Origin of the sequence: Sorangium aterium (genome assembly GCF_028368935.1) — a bacterium.
Classification (GTDB): domain Bacteria; phylum Myxococcota_A; class Polyangia; order Polyangiales; family Polyangiaceae; genus Sorangium; species Sorangium atrum.
Genome location: NZ_JAQNDK010000003.1, coordinates 106,126 through 126,992, shown reverse-complemented (window position 1 = coordinate 126,992; position 20,867 = coordinate 106,126). Strand labels below are relative to the sequence as shown.

The window sequence follows — 20,867 nt, the reverse complement described above, 5'->3', positions numbered from 1 at the left end:
CCAAGCATAGGAAATCACTCAACATACACGGCCACCTCGGCGCGCCCGTTACGCGACTGACGCGCACCCCCGTTGCGAATGTGACGATGCCTGAAGTAAGCCAGCAGGCGATGGAGCCGATGTCCTTCCCGGGCGACAGGGATTCGCCCCTCTCGCCGCGATCCCCAGGAAGCCCGCGCGGCGACGACGGCGGGGGCCACCGGCCCACCGAGATCAACGCCCTCCTGGGCCGCGGTACGCACTTCGAAGGCAAGCTCTTCTTCGAGGGCCGCGTGCGCATCGACGGCAGCTTCCGCGGCGAGATCCGCGGCGAGGACGTGCTCGTGATCGGCGAAGGGGCGCTCGTGATCGGGGAGATCCACGTGGTCACGTGCATCGTCACGGGCGGCGAGGTCCAGGCGAGCATCCGCGCCCGCGACGCCATCGAGCTCTACGCTCCATCCAAGGTGACCGGCGCCCTGCACGCGCCCGCCATCTTCATCGATCGCGGCGTGCAGTTCGACGGCTCCTGCAAGATGGCCCCGCTCGACGAGGAGCCAGGCGAGCGGCCCCTGCGGCCGCCCGCGGCCTCGTCCGAGCCCGATGCCGACGCTGCCGGACAGGCCGCGAGCGCCGCGCCCACGACGCCCACGATCGACGACAGCGCGCAGCGCGGCGCCAGCGGCGTGAACGTGAAGCGCGCCGACGCCGATCGCTGAATTCCGACCTCGTCCGAAGAAAGCATGTTTTCTGTAGTGCGCAGGCGTGCGGCTGCCTGCTCACGGAGTTACATGTAGCGAGGGGCTGCGGTCTCGCCGCCCGAGGCGCATGTCCGCTACGTGGGGGGGAGCCCGCGCTGACGGACGTCGCTCGAACAGGAGAGTCCATGAAGAAACTGTGGTCCCTGTCCTTGATCGCCTTCTCGCTCGCCGTCCTCGCCCTCTCCCTCTCGCCGCGCGCGGCACGCGCCGCCGACGCCGAGTCGGAGAAGCTCGCGTCGCTCGGGAAGGCGCTCCGGTACACGCTGAAGACCACCGGGCCCGTCGCCGCGATCGACACCGGGGGCGCAGCGATCCTCGTGAAAGCGCCCCTGTCGGCGGTCCGGAAGATCGTCACCTCCTACGGCAGCTACAAGACGTTCATCGGCCCCTTCGACCAGAGCCGCGTGCTCGCGAAGCGCAAGGGCACGAGCGAGGTCTATCTCCAGGTGCCGATCCTGAACGGCGCCGCGCACATCTGGACGGTCGCCGACATGTCGCCGCCCACCAAGGACGGCGCCGACGAGGTGATCTCCGGCCGCCACAAGCGCGGCAACGTCGCCGACTTCCGCGCCCGCTGGCGGCTCCGCGCCGTCGACGAGCACCACACGATCCTGAAGCTCGAGCTCTTCGTCGCCCCGAAGCTCCCCTTCCCGCCCTCGGTCGTGACGACACAGCTCGTCAAGGCGGCCGACAAGGCGGTGACCGCCGTGCGGAATCGCGCACAGTCCGAGGCGCCCCCCGGCACGCAAGCGACCACCGCCGCCTCCGGTGCTTCACCCGCCGCCTCCGATGCTTCGCCGGGCGCCGTGACGAGCGCGTCCGCCGCCGCGCCGGCCGGCGCCGGTCCCGCCGCGCGAGGCGGCGACCAGGGCAGCGCGACGGCGGCTCCCACGCTGCTGCCGCCAGCGATGCCGCCGGCCAGCGTGTCCGATCTGCCGCCGGCCGACGACACCAGCGTCCGCCGCGACAAGGACGTGGCGCGCCGCTAGTCCCCTCGCAACCGACGCAAACCGACGCAACCGAGAGGGCGCCTCGCGACGGAGCGCCCAGCCCCCCTCCCCCTTTCCTCCTTCCGTCCGCCCTGCCCCGCTCGGCCTACCGAGGCGGCTCACGCCCCGTCGTGACGCCCGGTCGCCTCCGATCGCCGCCGACCACCGCTGAGCCTGTTGAAAACTGCAGAGCGCCCCGGGCGTGCTCTGGCCCGCCCTCGCTGCGTGCAATTCCGCAGGTCTACGGCGCGCTGCGACCCGGACCGTCCGGGGTTCTCAACAGGTTTTTCAACACGCATTCCCTTTTCCCCACAAGAATTCCCACATTCCGCGGGACTTTTTCAACAAGGCGCGCCCCCGGCAGAGGTTGCGAGGGGACGGATGCATGAAGTAAAGCGTCTGCCGTGAGGTCCCCCATGCTGGACGTGCATTCAGACGCGCCGGCGCCCTCTCAGCCGCCTGCCCTGGCGGGCGCCTGCGCTTCCCGGGAGCGGCACTCGGCCGTTTCGCGGTGGTGAGCAGAACATCGCTCCTCATCGTCCCGACCGAGCGGCACGTTGAACGCGAGCTCGCCTCGCTCGATCTGCGCGACCCGCGTACCGCAGGCCAGGAAATCCGCTCACGGTGGAGCTTCGTCTCCGAGGCGCTCGCCCTGCTGGCGCCGGACGCCGCCATAGCGAGCCTTCACACGAGCCGCCTCGCCACCCGGCTCGCCCTCGACGCCCTGCCGCCGGATCGGCTGCGTCAGCCGGCCGAGCCCGCCGCGCGCGTCGCGCTCGCGCACGCCATCGACCGCGCCCTCGGGAGCTTCCGGCGCGCCGGGACCTCCCCGGCGGACCTGCGGGCGCTGGGGACCCCGTACGCGATCGCCATCGCCGAGGTCCTCGATCGGGCGGACGCCGCCCTGCGGGCAGCGCGCCTCGTCGACCCGCGCTGCGCGGGGTCCGTGCTCGCACGGGCGCTCCGCTCGGCCGGCGCGTCCGCCGCGCTCCCGCTCCCGCGCAAGGTCACGATCCGCGGCGCCGTGGCCTGGGAGCCCGACGATCTCGCCTGGGTCGAGGCGCTGCACGCCGCGGTCCGCGCCCGCGGCGGCGCGGGCGTCACCGTCGAGCTGCCCGCGCTCCCGGACGACGGCGCGGCGCCGGTCGCCGACGCCCTGGAGCGGCGCTGGGCCTCGCTCGAGGACGCGCCGGAGATCGCGTGGGTGCCCGACGGCGGAGCGGAGCCGCTCGCCGCCATCACGGCGAGGACCCCGGAGGGCGAGGCGCGCGCCGCCGCCGCCGAGGTGGCCGCCGCGCTCGGCCGCGGGATCCCGCCCGAGCGGATCGCCCTCGTCGTGCCGGCGCTCGACGACGCCGCGCTCGAGCCCCTCCGCGCCGCGCTGGCCGACGCGGGCGTCCGCGCCTCGGAGCCGCGCGGCCGCGCCGCCGCGAGCTGCCCCGATGGGCGCGTCGCGCTCGCCATCCTGCGCCTCGCCGTCGGGCCGGTGCGCCGCGAGCAGGCGATCGAGATCCTCCGCGCCCCGGGGGTCCACGCCGGCGCCTGGATGGACCGCACGTCCGCCACGGAGGCGGAGCGGCGCTCGACCGACCTGGCCCACCGGCTGCGCGACGTGCCCGTCGAGGTGGATCGCACGGGCCGGCTGCTCATCGACGGCCTCATCTCGGTCGTGGCAGCCCGCCGCGCGGACCGCCGCGCAGGGACGGCGCGGACGCCGCCGGCGACCGCGCAGGAGGCGCTGAGCGACGCGGAGCTCGCCCTGGGCCTCGAGGTGCTGCGCGGCGCGCACGGCGACGAGGACGGCGACGACGAGGCGTGGATGCCGCACGCGCTGGAGCGGCTGCTGGCCAGCGCCCGCTGGATCGGCGAGGCGGCGACGCGGCCCGAGATCGTGCGGCGCTTCCTGTCGCTCCTCGACAAGCTGGGCTTCGGCGAGCCCGGGATCGAGGAGCTCCGCGCCGCGCTGCGCGGCGAGCGGCGGAGCGGCGGCGCGCTCGCGCTCGAGGCGATGGGCGCGATGGGACAAGGCGCGCGGGCCGCGCGCGCGATCCGCGAGCAGGCCGAGGCGCTCGCGCGGGCCGCGTACGACCTCGGCTGCGAGGAGCGCCCCGCCACCGCGGCCGAGATCTACGCGGAGCTCGAGCGGGCCGCGGCCGAGCAGGGCGCCGGGCCGCGCGGCGACGCGGGGCGCGCCGGCGCCGTGCGCATCGACGTCGCCGCCGGCTTCACGGCGCTCGAGCACGACGTGGTGGTGGTGACCGGGCTCGACGCGCGCGCCTACGGCGGCAGCCCGGGCGCGGACGAGACGCTGCTCGGCGAGGCGCTCCGCGGGAGGCTGGCGGCGCCGAGCCGCCCCGCGTCGGGGCGCGAGCGCCAGGCGGCCCAGCGCGCGGAGCTCGGCTGGGCGCTCGCCGGCGCCCGGCGCGTCGCCCTCTGCTTCACGCGCGGGGACGACAGCGAGCCGAACGAGCCGCACCCGCTCTTCGTCGCGGCCGCGGCGGCCGGCGCGCCCCAGCGCACGGAGCCCGCCTCGCGCGTCGCCCCGGACGCGGCGCCCCTCGGCCCGCGCGACGCGGAGCTCATCGCCCTCGCGGGCGGCGGGCGGCCGCCGGCGGACCTCGCGGAGCGGATCCGGATCGAGCGCGCCCGCGCGGACTTCTTCCTCGATCCGCGCGCGCCGATCGACCTCCACACGGGCCGCGTCCTCGTCGACGGCGATCCCGCGCTCGCCGCGCAGCTCAGGGCCGCGATCGGCGGGGCGCACCCCGGCAGGCCGATCGCGGTCACCCACATCGAGCGCGCCGTGGGCTGCGCCTTCGCGGCGTTCGCCCGCCGCGTCCTGCACGTGCGCCGCGCCGACGACCTCGCCGAGTCGGCCGACGCGCGCGAGCGCGGCACGCTGATCCACCGCGCCCTGCAGGCCTCGTTCGAGGCCCTGCGCGAGCTCGGCCCGGAGCGCGATCCGGCCGAGCAGCTCGCGGCGGCGCGCGCCGCGGCCGAGGCGGCGCTCGGCGTCTCGGCGCCCATGGCCCCGCTCCGCCGCGAGGCGGTCGAGAAGGCGATCGCGGACGTGATGGAGGTCGTGGCCCGCACGCTCGACGGGGAGGACGCGTCGCCCGAGCTCCGCTTCTTCCTGGCCGAGCGGCGCTTCGGGGCCGGAGAGCCGCCGCCCTGGCAGCCGCTGGAGCTCCCCCCGTTCGACGAGGAGGGCGGCCCGAGCCTGTGGGTCGACGGCCAGATCGACCGGCTCGATCGATCGACCGACCAGCGCGTCGTGCGGGTCGTCGACTACAAGACCGGCAAGCTCCCCGACGCCAAGGAGCGGCGGAGGGCGCTCCAGCTGCCGCTGTACAGCGCCATCGCGGCGCGCGCGCTGGGCGCGGAGGAGGTGCGCGCCGTCTACATCGGCGTGCGCCAGCGCGGGCTCATCGAGCTGTGGCCGCGCACGGCCGACGAGCAGCGCGCGCTCGCCGAGGGCTGGGCCGAGGCTGCGCGCACGGCGCGGGCCGCGGTCGTCGCGCTCTGGGAGGGCAAGGCCGCGCCGCGGCCGACGCTCTCGACGATGTGCGCGCGGTGCGACGCGCGCGACGTGTGCCGCCGCCCCGCGGTCGTGCCGAGCGACGAGGCCGCGGAGGAGGTCGCGTGAGCTTCGCGCCGCGCGGCGCGGAGCTCGCCGAGGGCGACGCGCTCATCTACGCCTTCCGCCGCAACGTCGTGGTCGCCGCGAGCGCCGGCACCGGCAAGACGCACCGCCTCACGGCGCTCTACGTGCTGCTCACGCTCGGCCTCACCTCCCTCGGCCTGCCCGACGCCGCGTCCGCCGCGCCGCCCGTGCCGCCGGACCGCATCGTCGCGACGACGTTCTCGCGCGCCGCGGCGCGGGAGATCGCCCACCGCGTCGAGCGATCGCTCCGCGAGATCGCCCGCTGGAACGGCGAGGCGGACATCCCCTTCGCCGACATCCTCCGGGCGCGGCAGGCGGCCGTCGCCGGCCTCCCCGGCGCCTCGCTGCCCGTCGCCGAGCTGCGCAAGCGCGCGGAGGAGGCGCTCGCCCGCCTCCCCGCCGCGCGCATCGACACGCTCCACGGCGTCGCCAAGCAGATCGTGGACCGGCACGCGATCGCGATGGGGCTCTCGCCCTCGGCCCGGATCCTCGACGAGGAGGAGGCGCAGGCGCTCAGCGACCTCGCGGTCGACGAGGCGCTGAGCCGCGCGCTCGCCGAGGGGGGCGAGCGCGCCGACGCCGCGCGCGCGCTCATCGCCGCCACGGGCGGCGTCGAGGCCGCGCGGAGCGAGGTCACGCGGCTGCTCGACCGGCTCGACGAGGACGGCCTCGCGCCGCGCCGGCTCTCCGTGACCGACCACGCCGCCGAGGCCAGCGCGCTCGCGCGGGAGCTCCGCCGCCTCGCCGCCGGGAGCGCCGCGCTCGGCAGCGCCGCCTTCCGCGCGCCGGCGGCGGCGCTCGTTGCGGCGCTCGGCCGCGAGGACGGCGGCGCGCCCTTCCCCGCGGGCGCCGCGAGCGCCCCGCTCATCGAGCTCCTCACGCAGCGCAAGCCGCACAAGAGCAAGTCCACGCCGGCCGACGAGGCGCTCATCGCCTTCCGCGAGGCGCTGCCGGGCGAGAAGCACCGCGACAAGGCGCAGCAGCTGCTCGGCTTCCTCCGCGAGGCCCCGGCCCTGTCGCGCCGCGAGGCGCGGATCATCGAGCTGCTGGAGGAGATCCGCGAGCGGCTCTCGGCGATCCGCCGCACCGAGGGCGGCCTCGGGTTCGGCGATCTCCTGCGCGCCGCCCGCGACGGCCTGCGGGACGATCCGGCGATCGGCGCGGCGGTCCGCGGCTCGGTCGACGTGCTGCTCGTCGACGAGTTCCAGGACACGAGCGCGGTGCAGCGCGATCTCGTGTACCTCCTGCGCGAGCGGGACGACGCCGCCCTCGCGCGCCCGGCCGGCGTGGCCCCGACGGCGGCCGGTCTGTCGGGCCACGGCCTGTTCCTCGTCGGCGATCGCAAGCAATCCATTTACGGGTTCCGCGGGGCCGACGTCTCCATCTTCTGCCGCGTCTGCGCGGAGCTCGCCGGCGCCGCCGCGGGCCGCGCGCTCGAGCTCGCGCCCGCGCTCTGGTCGCCGGATCCGAGCGCCGATTTCGTGGCGCTCCGCGAGAGCCGCCGGTCGACACCCGAGCTGCTCGCGTTCATCAACGCCTTCTCCGCGCGCGATTTCGCCCAGGATCGCGGCTCGGGCGATGGCGGCGCGGGCGACGGCGACGCGGGAGCGCGCGAGGCTGGAAGTCCGCCGCGCGAGTTCGAGATCGCCTACAGCGCGGCGGAGCACCTCGTCGCGGCGCCGGGCAGGGCCGCGGAGGGCCCGACGGACGTCGTGCTGGTCAGCGACGGCGGCGGCGCTCCGGACGGGGTCGACGCCCTGGTCCGGGACGCGCGCGGACAGCTGCGCGAGGCGCTGATCGCGGCAGCGTACATCGCGCGGCGCGTCCGCGGCGCGGGCGGCGACGGCGCTGCGGGCCGCGACGGCGCTGTAGGCCGCGACGGCGCCGCGACCGGCGATCTGCGCTTCCGCGACGTCGCCGTGCTCACCCGGCGGAGGAGCACGATCCCGCTCGTCGAGCTGGCGCTCGCGCGCCTCGAGATCCCGTACGTGGTGGCCGGCCGCGCGCTCTTCGACGCGGCCGAGGTCCGCGATCTGGCCGCGATCCTCCGCCTCCTGCTCGATCCGCGCGATCGCCTCGCCCTGGCGACCGTCCTCCGCGGCCCGGTGGTGGCGCTCTCGGACACCTCGCTTGCGCTCCTCGCGCCTCCTGGCCGCGGCCTCGCGGTCCCGTTGCTCGGCCGCTGGTCCGCCGCCGCGCTCGCGCAGGGGGGCCGGTCGCCCTCGCCCGACGACGCCGAGCTCGACGACGGGCGCCCGCTCCCCGCGCTCGCGCGCCTGCCCGCGGGGGATCGCGAGCGGCTCGAGGCGTTCCGCGCCCGCTATGCCGGCCTGCGCCGCGCCGCGCTCCGCTCGACGCCCGGCGAGGCGATCCGCGCCGCGGTCACCGCCTTCGATCTCGACCGCGTCCTCGCGGCGCTCCCTCGCGCCCAGGCCCGCCTCGGCAACGTCGACCGCCTGGTCTCGATCGCCCGCCGCCGGGGCGGCTCGCTCGCGAGCTTCGTCCGCTGGCTCGATCGCCGCATCCGCGACGAGGCGGACGAGCCCGAGGCCGCCGTCTTCTCGCCCGAGGACGACGCCGTGCGGCTCACGACGATCCACGCCAGCAAGGGGCTCGATTTCCCGGCCGTCGTGCTCCTGGATCTCAACGCGGAGCCCCGCGCGGCCCAGCCTGGCCTGAGCTACGTCCCCGCCGCGGGGGACCGGCCTGCCGCGCTGCTCGTGCGCCACTACGTGCAGGTGATCGACGGGCGGCTGCGGACCGGCTCGCTCCACGACGCCGAGGCGTCGGCGCGCGGGCCGTCGTTGCCCATCAGCACGCCCGCGCTCCAGGCGGCGCGCGCCGAGGTGCGGGCGCGGGAGCGCGCTGAGCGGCAGCGGCTCACGTACGTCGCGATCACGCGCGCCCGCCGCGAGCTCGTGCTCGTCGGCGCCGAGGCGAAGCCGCGGAGCGGCTCGGCCTGGCTCACGCTGAAGGCGGCGGTCGACGCCGACCCCGGGACCGCGGCGGCGGTCGACGCCGACCCCCGGACCGCGGCGGCGGTCGACATCGAGGCCTCCACGCCGCTGGCCGGCACCATCCGCACGACGCTCGACGCCAGCTCGCTGCTCGCCGGGGCGAAGGCGCCCGCGCCCGGCACCGACGCGTACGCACGCGCCGCGCCGGCCCCCCGTGCGCCGCCGGCGACGGGGCCTGCGCGCGCGCAGACCGTGCTGGTCGCGGCGGCGTCGCTGGCGGCGTTCCAGGCGTGCCCGCGCCGCTTCCGGCTGCGCCACCTCCTCGGGATCGGCGAGCCTGCCGGCGAGGGTCAGCTCGGCCTGTTCGACGTCGAGGGCCCGCCCGAGCTCCCGGGCGAGGAGCGCGTCGAGCTCGAGGACGGCGCGGACCCTCGCCCTCCTGGCCGCGCCGTGCACCGGGTGCTCCAGCGCTGGCCTCGCGCGCGCTGGGGTGAGCCGACCGAGGCCGAGGAGGTCGCCGCCCGCCTCGCCTTCGAGGGCTTCCCGCCGCACGGCCCGGACGTGCTGCGCACCGCGGAGCGCGTCGCGCGCTTCCTGGACGGCCCTTACGCGCGCCAGGTGCGCGGAGAGGAGGCGTCGCTCCTCCGGGAGGAGGCGCTCGTGCTCGACGTCGAGCCCCAGCGCGCGGGACGGCGGCGCGGCGCGAGGCTCGCGCTCTCGCTCGCCATCGATCTCGCCATCCTGCACCCGGGCGGCCAGATCGACGTCGTCGAGTACAAGCGCGCGCGCCCCCGCGCGGATCTCTCGCCGTACGAGCTCCGCCTGCGCGCGTGCGCGCTCGCGCTCAGGAGGCGTCACCCCGACCGCCCCATCCGCGCTGGCGTGCTCTTCGTCGGCGCCGAGGTCGAGCCCGTGTGGCTCGCTGCCGCGGGCCCCATGGGGACCCTCACCGACGACGAGCACGCGCGGTTCGAGCGCGAGCTAGCCCGCCTCGCCGAGCGCTTCGCCGAGGCGAGGTCCGAGGATCGCTTCGACGGCGTCCCGGTCGAGGCATGCCGCAAGCTGCGCTGCGGCTTCGTGCGCGCCTGCCACGGCTAGCGCGCCCCCCCAACCCCCAACCCCCCATCGACAGACGACGGTAAGGCCCTCGACGACCTCTCTCCTACTGCGCCCCCGCCTGCTCCTCGATCTCCTCCGGCGACGCGCTCTGCGCCGGAGCGCGCCGCGGCGGCTCCAGCACGATCGGCAGGATCTCCTCCATCGACGACACCATCGTGATCTTGATCTGATCCTTGACGTCCTGCGGCACGTCCTCGAGGTCACGCCGGTTCTTCGCCGGGATGAGCACGTGCCGGATCCCGGCGCGGTGGGCCGCGAGCAGCTTCTCCTTGACCCCCCCGACCGGCATCACCCGCCCGCGCAGCGAGATCTCCCCCGTCATCGCGACGTCGCTGCGCACCGACGCCCCCAGCAGCAGCGACGCCACCGCCGCGAACATCGTCACGCCCGCGCTCGGCCCGTCCTTCGGCGTGCCGTGCTGCGGGATGTGCACGTGCAGATCGATCTCCTTGAGCCACTCCGGATCGAGGTGCAGCCGATCGGCCTTGCTGCGCACGAAGCTCACCGCCGTGCTCGCCGACTCCTGCATCACGTTCCGCATGTTGCCGGTGAGCACCACGTTGCCCTTGCCCGGCATCTTCGTCGCCTCGATGAAGAGGATCTCGCCGCCCGCCGGCGTCCACGCGAGGCCGGTCGCGACCCCGGGCTGGAGCGTCCGCTCGGCGATCTCGGGGCGGTGCTTGTGCGGGCCGAGCACCTGCTCCACGTGCTCGGGCGTCGCCACCTCGCGCACGTCGTGGCCCTCGGCGACCTTCACCGCCGTCGCGCGGCACACCGCCGCGATCTGCCGCTCCAGGCCGCGCACGCCCGCCTCGCGCGTGTAGTGGTCGACGACCGCCTCGATGCCCGGCTCCGTGAACTCCAGGCGCTCGTCCGTGAGACCGTGCGCCGACAGCTGCTTCGGCACCAGGAACTCCCGCGCGATCCCCAGCTTGTCGGTCCGCGTGTAGCCGGGCACCTCGATGACCTCCATGCGGTCGACGAGCGGCCCCGGGATGCCGTCCCAGTTGTTCGCGGTCGCGAGGAACATCACCTGCGACAGATCGAACGGCAGGTCGAGGTAGTGGTCCTGGAACGTCGAGTTCTGCTCCGGATCGAGCACCTCGAGGAGCGCCGCCGCCGGATCGCCGCGCAGGTCGACGCCCATCTTGTCGACCTCGTCGAGCACGAGCACCGGGTTCTTGGTGCCCGCCTTCTTCAGCGCCTGCAGGATGCGCCCGGGCAGCGCGCCCACGTACGTGCGCCGGTGCCCGCGGATCTCCGCCTCGTCGCGCACGCCGCCGAGCGCGATCCGCTCGTAGCGGCGCCCCATGCTGCGCGCGATCGACTTGCCGAGCGACGTCTTGCCGACGCCGGGCGGCCCGATGAAGAGCAGGATCGGCCCCTTCTTGTCCGTGCGGAGCTGCCGGATCGCCGAGTACTCGACGATCCGCTTCTTCACCTTCTCCAGCCCGAGGTGATCCTCGTCGAGGCAGCGCCGCACGCTCTCGACGCTCAGCTTGTCCACCGTCGTCTTGGACCACGGCAGATCCGCGATCCACTCGAGGTACGTCTTGGTCACGTTGAACTCGGCCGACTGCTGCGCCATCGAGCGCAGCCGGCTGAGCTGCTTGCGGACCACCTTGTCGACCTCCGCCGGCACCTTGGCGCGCCGGATGCGCTCGCGGAGCTCCTCGATCTCGTCGTCGTCGCCGCCCTCGCCGAGCTCCTCCTTGATCGACTTCATCTGCTGCCGGAGGATGTACTCGCGCTGCGACTTGCCCATCTCCTCCTGCACCATGGAGGAGATCTCCTTCTTGACCCGCAGCACCTCGAGCTGGCGGCCGACCATCGCGAGCACGAGGCGGACGCGCGCCTTCACGTCGAACGCCTCGAGGATCTCCTGCTTGTCGCCGACCGAGGCCTGCGCCTGCGGGAAGTTCGAGGCGATCAGATCGGCGAGCGCGCCCGGCTCACGCACGTTGTCGAGGATGCCCGCCGTGTCGCGCGGCAGGTTCGGCATCAGGCCGAGCACCTCGCGCGTCGCCTCGCGCAGGCCGGCGCCGAGCGCCTCGAGCTCCACGTCGCGCACGAGCGACTCCGGGATGCGCTCGATCCGCGCGCGCATGTACGGCTCCAGCGAGAAGGCCGACTTCACCCGGAAGCGGCCGAGCCCGTTCAGCACGACCGAGTAGTTGTTCGGGCCGAGCCGGATGACCTTCACCACGCGCGCGACGGTCCCGACGGCGTAGAGCTCCTTGAACGTGGGCTCGTCCACGTCGGGCGACCTCTGGCTGATCACGCCGACCAGCGCGCGCTCGCGGCCGAGGAGATCCTCGACAAGGCGCACGCTCCGCGGCCGGCCGACGTTGATCGGCACGACCGACATCGGGAACAGCACCGAGTTGCGCAGCGGGAGGATCGGGACGCTATCCGCGTCGGGCGAGGGAGGCGTTCGCGAAGAAGGATCGCCGGTCGGCATGCAGACAACCCTAGTACAGCGCTCTTCTCGAAGCCATGACGCGGGCGCGCCGCTAGAAGTCCTTGATCTTCCAGACCCCGTGCTCGCGCGTGAAAGCGACCGTACCGCCGGCGCCGTAGGCCATCGACGCGCTGTCCCCCGTCTCCTCGATGGTCGCGGTCGGCAGCGCCGCCTTGATCGCCTGGACGACCCGGTTGATCTGCTCCTTCTGCGGCCCCTCCCAGGCGCTCTTCAGCTTCTCGGGCGTGAGCTGCCCCGCGTCGGCCGCGGCCTTGACCGTCCCGGGCCGACCGCCCGGCTTCTGCGCCGCGTCAGCTCCCGCGCCGGGCGGCGCGGCTCCAGGTCCGGCTCCCGCGCCGGGCGGCGCGGCTCCAGATCCGGCGGGCTGCGCCGGGCTCTCGCCACCCCGCGCGGAGCTCGCCTCGGCGGGCGCGCCCACCTCGTCGGGCGCAGCGCCTGCGGGCTCGACGAGGCCTTCCCGCTCGGCGTCGGGAACGTAGCGCATGATCACGTCGTAGCGTCGCCGCTCGAAGGCCCGCAGGAACCCCACCAGCGCCTGCCGGGGCGTCGCCTGACCGTAGAGATCGACCGCCGCCGCGTCGAGCCGCCAGCGGCCGCCCTCGAAGACGAGCAGGAGCTCCTCGCCGTTCGGCATGGTGACCGTCGCGGTCACCACCGGATCGGCCGCGGGCCGCGCGATGGCGCGGGCGATCTCGAGCGCGTCGTCCGGGTTGTCCCGCACCGCGCGCCGGAAGGCCTCGAGCGACATCGACCGCTTGGCCTCGTCCGAGAGCAGCCGGTACGCCGCGTCGACGCGCCCCTCCTGGAGCGCCTGCGCGTAGGCCCGGAGCGTGTCGCTCGGGCCCTGCTGTGCGTAGCTCGATCCGCACGCGGGGAGCGCGAGGGCGAACAGGAGAAGCGCCGTGCGTTTCACGGATCGGCCCATAGCACACGCGGCGGCGAGCGCGCAGACGGCGCGGCGCCGCCCCCTGCGCTCGCCGCCGCCCCCGTCACTTCGCGCGCTTCAGCACCGCCCCGTCCTTCACCGGCGCGCCGTCGCTGCCGTCCGGCGATCCCTCGTTGATCCAGTAGACGGTCGCCTCGTCCACAGCGATGTCGCCCGGCCGCGCCTGCCCCGAGGCCAGCACCTCCTGCTCGCCGCCGCCCTTCGGCATGCGCACGACCGTCCCCGCGTCGCGCCGCGTCCAGTACACGTGCCCCTCGTCCACAGCGAGGCCGTTCAGCTGGCCCTGATCCGACGCGATCTCCTCGGGCGCGCCGACCTCCGCCCCGCTCAGATCCGCCCGGAAGACGCTGCCGCCCTCGAAGCTCGCCCAGTAGACAGCCGCCGCGTTCCCCTCCCCGTCCACGTCGAGCGCGATCTCGCGCGGCGTGAGCTGCTCCGCCGCGATCGTCACCGAGGCCTCGCCCACGCGGCACGCCACCGCCCCGTCGGTCCTGCCCAGCGTGCCCTGGTACGTCCAGCACACGGTGTCCCCCGCGCTGGCCACGCGGTAGGGCGACGAGAACGCCGTGCCGGTCGGCGTCAGCTCCTCCGGCGCGCCGAGCTCGACCTCCGCGCCGCTGCCGCTCAGCTGCGCCCGGAACACGCCGCCTCCCCAGAGCTCGGTCCACGAGAGCGCGCCGCCCGAGAGCGCGAGCCCCTCGGGCTGCTCCAGATCGGCGAGCAGCACCCGCGGCTCGCCGCCCGCGAGCGGGACCACCCTCAGCGTGCCGTCCTCCGCGTTCGTCCAGAAGGCCACCTGCCGCGCCTCGTCGATCGCGAGATCCCGCGGCGAGGCCTGCGTCGCGCCGAGGATCAGCGGCTCCCCGCCGTCGACGGGCGCCGTCTTCAGCTCCCCGTCCTCCTGGGCCATCCCCTCCCCGTCGAACGTGGCGCCCGCGATCCACGTCACGCCGCCCGCCGCCACCTGCAGCGACACCGGGTGGACCTGCGCCACCGCCACGGGGACGGGCGCCGACGCGTCGGGCACCGTGGACTCGCCGCCCTGCAGCGCCGACCACGGGCCGCACGTCGGCAGGTCCGTCCCCTTCCTGCGGCACTTCCCCTCGCCCGCGGCTACGATCGCGAGCCCCGCGAGCTTGCCGCTCTGCGCGCGCCTGCACACCTCGACGGGCAGCCGGAGCACGTTGCCCTCCTCCACCCGGAAGCCCGCGTCGCTCTCCGCGTCGAGCGGCACGAAGCACGCGCTCTCGCCGCAGATGCCGCCGCCCTGCGTGAGCAGCGCGACGTTCACGTCGCCGCTCGGGGCGGCGGCCCGACAGACGGTGCCGTCCGCGGCGAACGCCTCGAGATCGACCGGCGCCGACGCGGCGGCGGCGAAGCACCGCAGGGTGTCGAAGCAGAGCCCGTCGCCGTCGCCCGACCCGCCGCCGAACACGGCCACGGCCTCGTAATCGGGCAGCTCGCGCGAGTCGACCTCGCGCGGCACGCACGAGCCCGCGACGCAGCTCTGGCCCTCGGGACAGCTGTTCTTGACGAGCACGTTGCCGTCCGCGTCGCGCAGCGCGTTGCCCTGCGCGTCGCGCTCGACCTCGGCCGAGCCGTCGCACAGGAACTGGATGGGCATGTGCAGCGTCGCCGTGCGCCCCTCGGGCACGGTCGTCAGCACCTCGCGGAGCAGGCGCACCCCGTCCTTCCCGCCGCGGCTGGCGATGACGCGCACCCGGAGCGCCTGCGACGGCTCGTCGGGCGTGAGGAAGCCCAGCGTCGCCGGAAGGCGGATCGACCCGTCGCTCCCGAGCCGCTCGAACGTCTCGTCGTAGACGACGGACCCGTCGAGCGTCGCCTCGATCCGGACCGTATCGATGTCCTTCGGCAGCGACATGTCCGTCTGGAAGACGACCATGAGCTGCCCCTTCTCCCCGCCGCAGGCCGAGAGCCCAGCCGCCGCGGCGAGCGAGAGCCACACCGCCGCCGACATCGACCTGGTCCGCTTCGTCCGTTTCATCCGCATCAACGTCTCCCTCCGAAGCTGAGCGGGACCGTGCCCAGGCTGCCCTGCTCCACCGGCGTCCCCGGCTCGAAGAGCAGCGCGCCCGCGACGAGCGCGCCCGCGAAGATCGCCGCGCCGCCGCCGATCCAGAGCCACTTGCTCGCGCCGCCCCGCTGCGCGGCGCGCTCCAGCGACACGTCGATCCGGCGGCGCTCGTCGTCGCGGACCAGGATCTGCGCCTCGTGCGGCGCCATCCCCGGCGCCGTCACCCGCAGCGCGTGGGTCCCGCTCTGCACCGAGCCCTCCCAGCGGCCCTTGCCCACCACCTTGCCGTCGATCGCGATGAGATCGTCCTGCCCCGCCGCGATGGCGAGCCGCCCCCGGTGCACCGCCCGGTCGAGCTGCACCACGAGCGCGACGCTGTCGCCGCCCACGACCTTCACCTGGCGGACGAAATCGACGAAGCCGGGCTTCGACACGCGGATGCGGCGCTCGCCGATGTCGATCGGCACCGGCGCGGCGAGCGGCGTCGTCCCGACCCGCTCCTCGTCCACGAACACCGCGGCCCCCGGCTCGCTCGCCGTGATCGCGAGGAGGGACACGAAGATCCCGGCGGCCTTGAGCAGATCGGCGATGTCCTGCCTGTCGCGCGCCGACAGCGCGGCGCCCCCCTCGGCCTCCAGCCGGCGCAGCGTCGCGAGCATCGACGCGTAGCGCCGCAGGTTCTTCTGGCAGAGCGCGATCTTCCAGAGGAGCCGGTGATCGCGCGACAGCTCGTAGGCGCGCTCGTACCGCGCGAGCGCGCCCGCGTAGTCGCCGTCGTCGAACAGCGCCGCGCCCGCCCCGTGCTCGGCCCTGGCCATCCCGGTCAGCGACTCCGCGAGCGGCGTCTCCGCGGGCGGCGCGGGCGGCGTCGCTGCGGGCGGCGTCGCTGCGGGCGGCGCCTTTGCGGGCGGCGCCTTTGCGGGCGCGGAGCGCGCCGGCTGGGCCGCGGCCGCGCCCGCCGCGAGCCCCACGCCGAGCGCGGCCGCGACGGCGCGCCCCCAACGGCCCAGGTGCTTCCCTCGCATCGATGCTCCTTGCTGGCGGAGGCACACCGCGCGGGCCGTGCTCCGACTCTCCGATTCTCCGACTGGGATCACCGCGATTCTCCGGCTGGGATCACCGCGATGCTACCCGATGCGCGCGCCGCGCAAGCAACTGTTGGAAACGTCTCGGACAAATCGCCTTTGCTCCGCTTGCGGTGGCGGGGATACCATCCGGCGCCCATGAGAGGCCTCATCACGGTGGGCGCGGCGCTTGCGGGCGCGCTCCTCGGCATCGCCCTCGGCCCGTCCTCCGCGCGCGCGGAGGGGCCTGGCGCCGTCGCGCTCAGCCGGTTCGAGCCGACACCGGCGGGCGATCCGCTCTTCGGTGTGCCGTCGCCGTTCATCGGAGGGCACCTGGTCCCGCGCGGGCTCGCCCTGTTCGACCACGCGGAGGATCCGCTCACGCTCTCCGATGGCGCCTCGCCCGAGCGGGTGATCGTCGGCAGCCAGTCGCTCCTCCACGTCGGCGGCTCCCTCTCGCTGTGGGATCGGCTGCTCGTCTCGGCCTCGCTGCCGCTCGCGCTCGCCCAGAGCGGCGACGGCGCCGCGGCGGCGGCCGGCGCGGGCGCGCCCGAGGCCCCCTCGTCCCCTGCGCTCGGCGATCTGCGCCTCGGCGTGCGGGTCCGGCTGCTCGGCGACGACGGCGACCCCTTCCAGATCGGCACGAGCGCGTCCCTGCACCTGCCCACGGGCAGCTCGGACGCGTACATGGGCGAGGGCGCGGTCCGCGTCACGCCGCAGCTCCTGCTCGGCGGGCGGGTCGCGCGCGTCGTGTGGAGCGTCGCGGCCGGCGCGGTGATGCGGAGCTCCGAGAGCCCCTCGACGCTCGCTTACGGCGGCGGCGCGGGCGTGCTCCTCTGGGACGAGCGGCTGCAGGTCGGCCCGGAGGTGTACGCCGAGACGATGCTCCAGGGCGGCTCCCTGTCGCTCACCGCGCGCGAGCGGGTCGAGGTGGAGAGGACGACGAGCGCCGAGCTCCTGATCGGCGCCCGGCTCCGCCCCCTCGCCGGCCTCGTCGTCGGAGCGGCCGCCGGGCCGGGGATCGGCGACGCGATCGGCACGCCGTCGTTCCGCGCGATGGGCACGGTGGCGTGGGCTCCCCCGGCGCGGCCGCCCGCCGGCGCGGCGGCGGACGTCGAAGCGAACGCGGATCCGGACATGGACGGCATCCCCGGCGCGCGGGACGCGTGCCCGTACGCGCACGGCCCGGCCAGCGCCGACGCGAAGAGGAACGGCTGTCCCGTCGAGGACGAGGACGAGGACGGCGTCGCCGATCAGGACGACCTCTGCCCCCGGGCGGCCGCGGGCTCCGCGGGCGGCGACCCGTCGCGGCGCGGCTGCCCGGAGCAGGCGCAAGGCGAGCAGGAGCCGGCCGCGGGCGGCGCGGCGCGGTGACGAGGACGAGCGTGATCGGGCCATGCGACGCGGCCCTGCGTGGCGAGAGAGGGTGAAGAGGATGAAGCGAACCGTGATGGCCACCGCGCTCGGCGTCACGCTGGCGCTCGCTGCGGCGCCGCGTAGCGCGGCCGCGCAGTGCTCCGCCGCGGGCCCCTTGCAGGACCTCATCGATGGTCTCTCCTTCCGGTGGGACGTCGGGACGGACGGGGTGATCGGCGACGGGACGAACGACGCCTTCGACACCGGCATGATGCTGCGGGTGGACGGGAGCACCTTCCCCTCGTCGACCCGGGCCGAGGAGATGGACGGGCGGCAGCTCGTCCACGGGCCGGCGCTGATGGGCGAGCTCGAGGTCACCCGGAAGATCTACGTGCCGACCGACGAGGGGTGGGCGCGCTTCCTGGAGATCCTCCACAACCCCACCGCCGGCGAGCGGGTGACGGTCGTGCGGATCGAGACGAACGTCGGGTCCGACAACGGCACCACCATCACGCAGTCGTACACGGGCGATCTGGAGTTCACGCCGGCGGACCGATGGCTCGCCACGGACGACACCGTCGACATGGCGGGGGATCCGAGCCTCCATTTCAATTTCTTCGGGCCCTCCGCGGCGATCGTGCCGGGGAGCGTCGGGATGACCACCTTCGACTGCGCGGCGACGCAGGGGCCCGCCGTCGAGTTCACCCTGAAGCTGCCGCCCGGGGCGACGCGGATCGTCATGCACTTCGGCGGCCAGCGCGCGAGCCGGGCCGATTCCCACGCGGGCGCGGCCCACCTCGACGCGCTCCCGGCGCCGGCGCTCGCCGGGATGTCGGTGCGCGAGCGGGCCTACGTCGTCAACTGGGACGCGGACGGCGACGGCGATGACGACGACGACGGCGTGAAGGACCTCGACGACAACTGCCCGTCGGCGCCGAACCCGGATCAGGCCGACGCCGACGGCGACGGCGCGGGCGACGCCTGCGATCCCGACGACGACGGCGACGGCGTGCTCGACGGCGACGACAACTGCCCGCTCACGGCGAACCGCGATCAGGCGGACCTCGAGGGCGACGGCGCGGGCGACGCCTGCGATCCCGACGACGACGGCGACGGCGTGCCCGACGACCTCGACAACTGCCCGTCGACGCCCAACGCGGGGCAGGAGAACAACAAGGACGAGTCGCCGCCGGACGACAGCGGCGACGCGTGCGACGACGACGACGACAACGACGGTCTTGGCGACGAGGTCGACAACTGCCCGCTCGTCCCCAACCCCGATCAGGCCGACGCCGACACGGACGGCCGGGGCGACGCGTGCGACCTGAACGCGCTGGACAGGGACGACGACGGCGTGGAGGACGGCGCGGACAACTGCCTCTCCGTCCCGAACCCCGACCAGTCCGATCTCGACCGCGACGGCGAGGGCGACGCGTGCGACATCGACGACGACGGCGACGGCGCGCCCGACGACGGCGACAACTGCCCGCTCGTGGCCAACCCGAGCCAGAGCGACGGCGACGGCGACGGCTACGGCGACCGGTGCGACGACGACGACGACGGCGACGGCGCGCCCGACGCCGACGACAACTGCCCTTTCCTCTCGAACGAGGGGCAGGAGGACGCGAACGGCGACCACGTGGGCGACGCCTGCGACTGCAGCGCGCCGGCGAAGCCCGACGGCACGCCCTGCGACGACGGCAACCCCTGCACCCGGAACGACGCCTGCGACGGCGGCGTCTGCAAGGGCGGCGATCCGGTCGTGTGCGCGCCCTCCGGGAACGTCTGCACCTCCGCGCAGTGCCACCCGAGGCACGGCGAGTGCGCGCTCCTCCCCAAGGAGGGCGCCCGCTGCCCCGGCGGCACCTGCGTGGCCGGCGGCTGCGTGCCCGATGACGCCGGCAGCGGAGGCGGCGGCGCGGGCGGCGACGCCGGTGCGGGCGGCGGCGACGCCGGTGCGGGCGGCGGTGATGCGGGCCCGGGCGGCGGCGACGCGGGCCCGGGCGGCGGCGACGCCGGTGCGGGCGGCGGAGGCCAGGGCGGCGAAGACGGCTCGGGCGGCGAGGGCGCCGCCCCCAGGCCCCTGCGCGGCGACCCCCGGGCGCACGGCAACGGCTGCGGGCTCGCGGCGGGCACCGACGGGGCGGCTGGCTCTGCGGCGGCGTGGCTGGCCGCCGCGGCGCTCCTCGCGCGGTGGCGGCGGCGGCGCGGGTGACGCGCGCCGCCGGGCCGTCCCTCACGTGGCGTCACTCCACGGGCGGGCTGGCCCCGGGCGCGCCCCCGGCGGCGGCGCCCCCCTCCCCCGCTGCCGCGGGCTGGCGAGGCCCTTCGGCGCCGGCGCCCCCGGCCTTGCCGCTGGCGTAGCGCCTGCCGGCTCGCTCGGACGCCTTCAGGACGGGGCCGCGGATCGTCTCGATGGCCTCCGCCGGAGCGCTGGAGATCTCCAGGTTGGAGAGCACCGCGGCGACGACGCGGAGCCATTGATTGCGCGCCGCCAGGATCGTCGCGTTCACGACCGGCGCGGTCTTCTCCTTGGCGGCGAGCGCGTCCCGCCGGTGCTCGATCGTCGCGAGCTCCTTGCCCGACGCGATCCACCGCTGCACGGTGTGGAGCAGCGTCGTCTTGCCCGGCGCCGGGATCGCCTTGAGGAGCGCGGCGGTCGAGGGCTCCTCGTCGAGGAGCCGGGCGATACGCGCCGTGTTGCCCGACTCCGCGGTGGGCGACGCCTTGATGATGGCGAGCCCGGTCGGGAACAGCCGGCCCTGGGCCTGATCACACGCCTCCGCCCCCCCGACGTCCGGCGGCTCCTCCGCCAGACAGTGCTCGCGGTGCGCGTCGATGCCGTACGAGACCGCCTTGGCCAGGTGATCGTGGCGCTCGTCGACCTTCGCGAGCTCGTCGTTCAGGGCCGTCATCCCGGCCGACACGCCCGTCTTGCTCGGGCGAACCGCCAGCACGGCGCCGTGGACCTCGGCCACCTTGTCGTGCAGCCCGGCGATCTCCGGGATCGACAGGAACAGCCGCTTCCGCTGGGCATCCTCGATCCACGGAGCGACGAGGGCGACCATCTCTTCAATCATCAGGTGTTTCAACATGGGACAGACCTCCACGTGGGGGACAGCGCGTCGTGCCAGGGAAGCGCCGGTCTCATGTCCTGTCGATGACACCCGATTACAGGAGCAACCGCGGAGCGCGCAGCGCGGCCCCGAGTCGCGCTTCGGGGCGACCGACGTGAGGTGACGGCCCTCACAGGCGCTCGTCATGGGCCGAGGCTCACGAGAGCCGTGAGGAAGGCGGCCCCGATCTGGCGCTCAGCGTAATTTTGAAGGGAAGCCCAGGTGGGGACCTGGGCACAGCGTTCGCGGCAATGTCCCGGGAAGATCGCGATCTTGCCGGCACGTCGAGCTCCGGCGCTCGGGCTGATCGCGACCTGGGCGAGCGCCTGATGACATGCGTCGGCTCAGGTCACGTTCTCGACGGGACATCCGGGTTCAAGCGTCCTCCCAGATCGCGAT

General features: G+C 75.1%; 11 protein-coding genes. 6 read left to right on the top strand and 5 right to left on the bottom strand.

Annotated elements, in window-relative coordinates; all coding sequences use genetic code 11:
* The first annotated feature begins 86 nt into the window (after nucleotides 1–86).
* The 4 genes from POL72_RS24870 (at nucleotide 87) to POL72_RS51290 (ending at nucleotide 9,448) form a co-directional block, all read left to right on the top strand.
* On the top strand, nucleotides 87–698 hold the full coding sequence (locus POL72_RS24870; RefSeq protein WP_272098048.1) for a bactofilin family protein: 612 nt from the start codon (nucleotides 87–89) through the stop codon (nucleotides 696–698).
* A gap of 167 nt (nucleotides 699–865) precedes the next feature.
* Nucleotides 866–1,729: an SRPBCC family protein gene (locus tag POL72_RS24865; protein WP_272098047.1), complete on the top strand. Its 864-nt coding sequence runs from the start codon at nucleotides 866–868 to the stop codon at nucleotides 1,727–1,729.
* Nucleotides 1,730–2,243: 514 nt separating this feature from the next.
* The gene (locus tag POL72_RS50505) at nucleotides 2,244–5,375 is read left to right on the top strand and encodes a PD-(D/E)XK nuclease family protein (protein WP_272098046.1); all 3,132 of its coding nucleotides are present in this window, start codon (nucleotides 2,244–2,246) and stop codon (nucleotides 5,373–5,375) included.
* Complete coding sequence (locus POL72_RS51290; RefSeq protein ID WP_272098045.1) at nucleotides 5,372–9,448, top strand: UvrD-helicase domain-containing protein; 4,077 nt, start codon at nucleotides 5,372–5,374, stop codon at nucleotides 9,446–9,448. Before POL72_RS50505 ends, POL72_RS51290 begins: the two co-directional genes overlap by 4 nt.
* Before the next feature lie 64 nt (nucleotides 9,449–9,512).
* Here POL72_RS51290 and lon read toward each other — a convergent pair whose 3' ends face one another.
* From lon to POL72_RS24835, 4 genes are all read right to left on the bottom strand, one after another.
* Nucleotides 9,513–11,930, bottom strand: coding sequence for an endopeptidase La (gene lon / locus POL72_RS24850; RefSeq protein WP_272098044.1), 2,418 nt, complete (start codon nucleotides 11,928–11,930; stop codon nucleotides 9,513–9,515).
* 52 nt (nucleotides 11,931–11,982) lie between these two features.
* Nucleotides 11,983–12,864 (bottom strand): hypothetical protein, encoded by an 882-nt coding sequence (locus tag POL72_RS24845; protein WP_272098043.1) that lies wholly within the window; start codon nucleotides 12,862–12,864, stop codon nucleotides 11,983–11,985.
* A 76-nt stretch (nucleotides 12,865–12,940) separates the two neighbouring features.
* A complete protein-coding gene (locus POL72_RS24840) occupies nucleotides 12,941–14,902 on the bottom strand; it encodes an NHL repeat-containing protein (RefSeq protein ID WP_272098042.1) in 1,962 nt (653 codons plus the stop codon).
* Nucleotides 14,903–14,907: 5 nt separating this feature from the next.
* Nucleotides 14,908–15,957 carry a PEGA domain-containing protein gene (locus POL72_RS24835; protein WP_272098041.1) on the bottom strand — a complete coding sequence of 350 codons (1,050 nt, stop codon included), beginning with the start codon at nucleotides 15,955–15,957 and terminating at the stop codon, nucleotides 14,908–14,910.
* 198 nt (nucleotides 15,958–16,155) lie between these two features.
* Between POL72_RS24835 and POL72_RS24830 the strand changes: the two genes are divergently transcribed.
* Complete coding sequence (locus POL72_RS24830) at nucleotides 16,156–17,370, top strand: hypothetical protein (protein WP_272098040.1); 1,215 nt, start codon at nucleotides 16,156–16,158, stop codon at nucleotides 17,368–17,370.
* Between the two features lie 61 nt (nucleotides 17,371–17,431).
* On the top strand, nucleotides 17,432–19,567 hold the full coding sequence (locus tag POL72_RS24825; protein WP_272098039.1) for a thrombospondin type 3 repeat-containing protein: 2,136 nt from the start codon (nucleotides 17,432–17,434) through the stop codon (nucleotides 19,565–19,567).
* A 31-nt stretch (nucleotides 19,568–19,598) separates the two neighbouring features.
* Here POL72_RS24825 and POL72_RS24820 read toward each other — a convergent pair whose 3' ends face one another.
* Nucleotides 19,599–20,447, bottom strand: coding sequence for a hypothetical protein (locus POL72_RS24820; protein ID WP_272098038.1), 849 nt, complete (start codon nucleotides 20,445–20,447; stop codon nucleotides 19,599–19,601).
* Nucleotides 20,448–20,867: the final 420 nt, after the last annotated feature.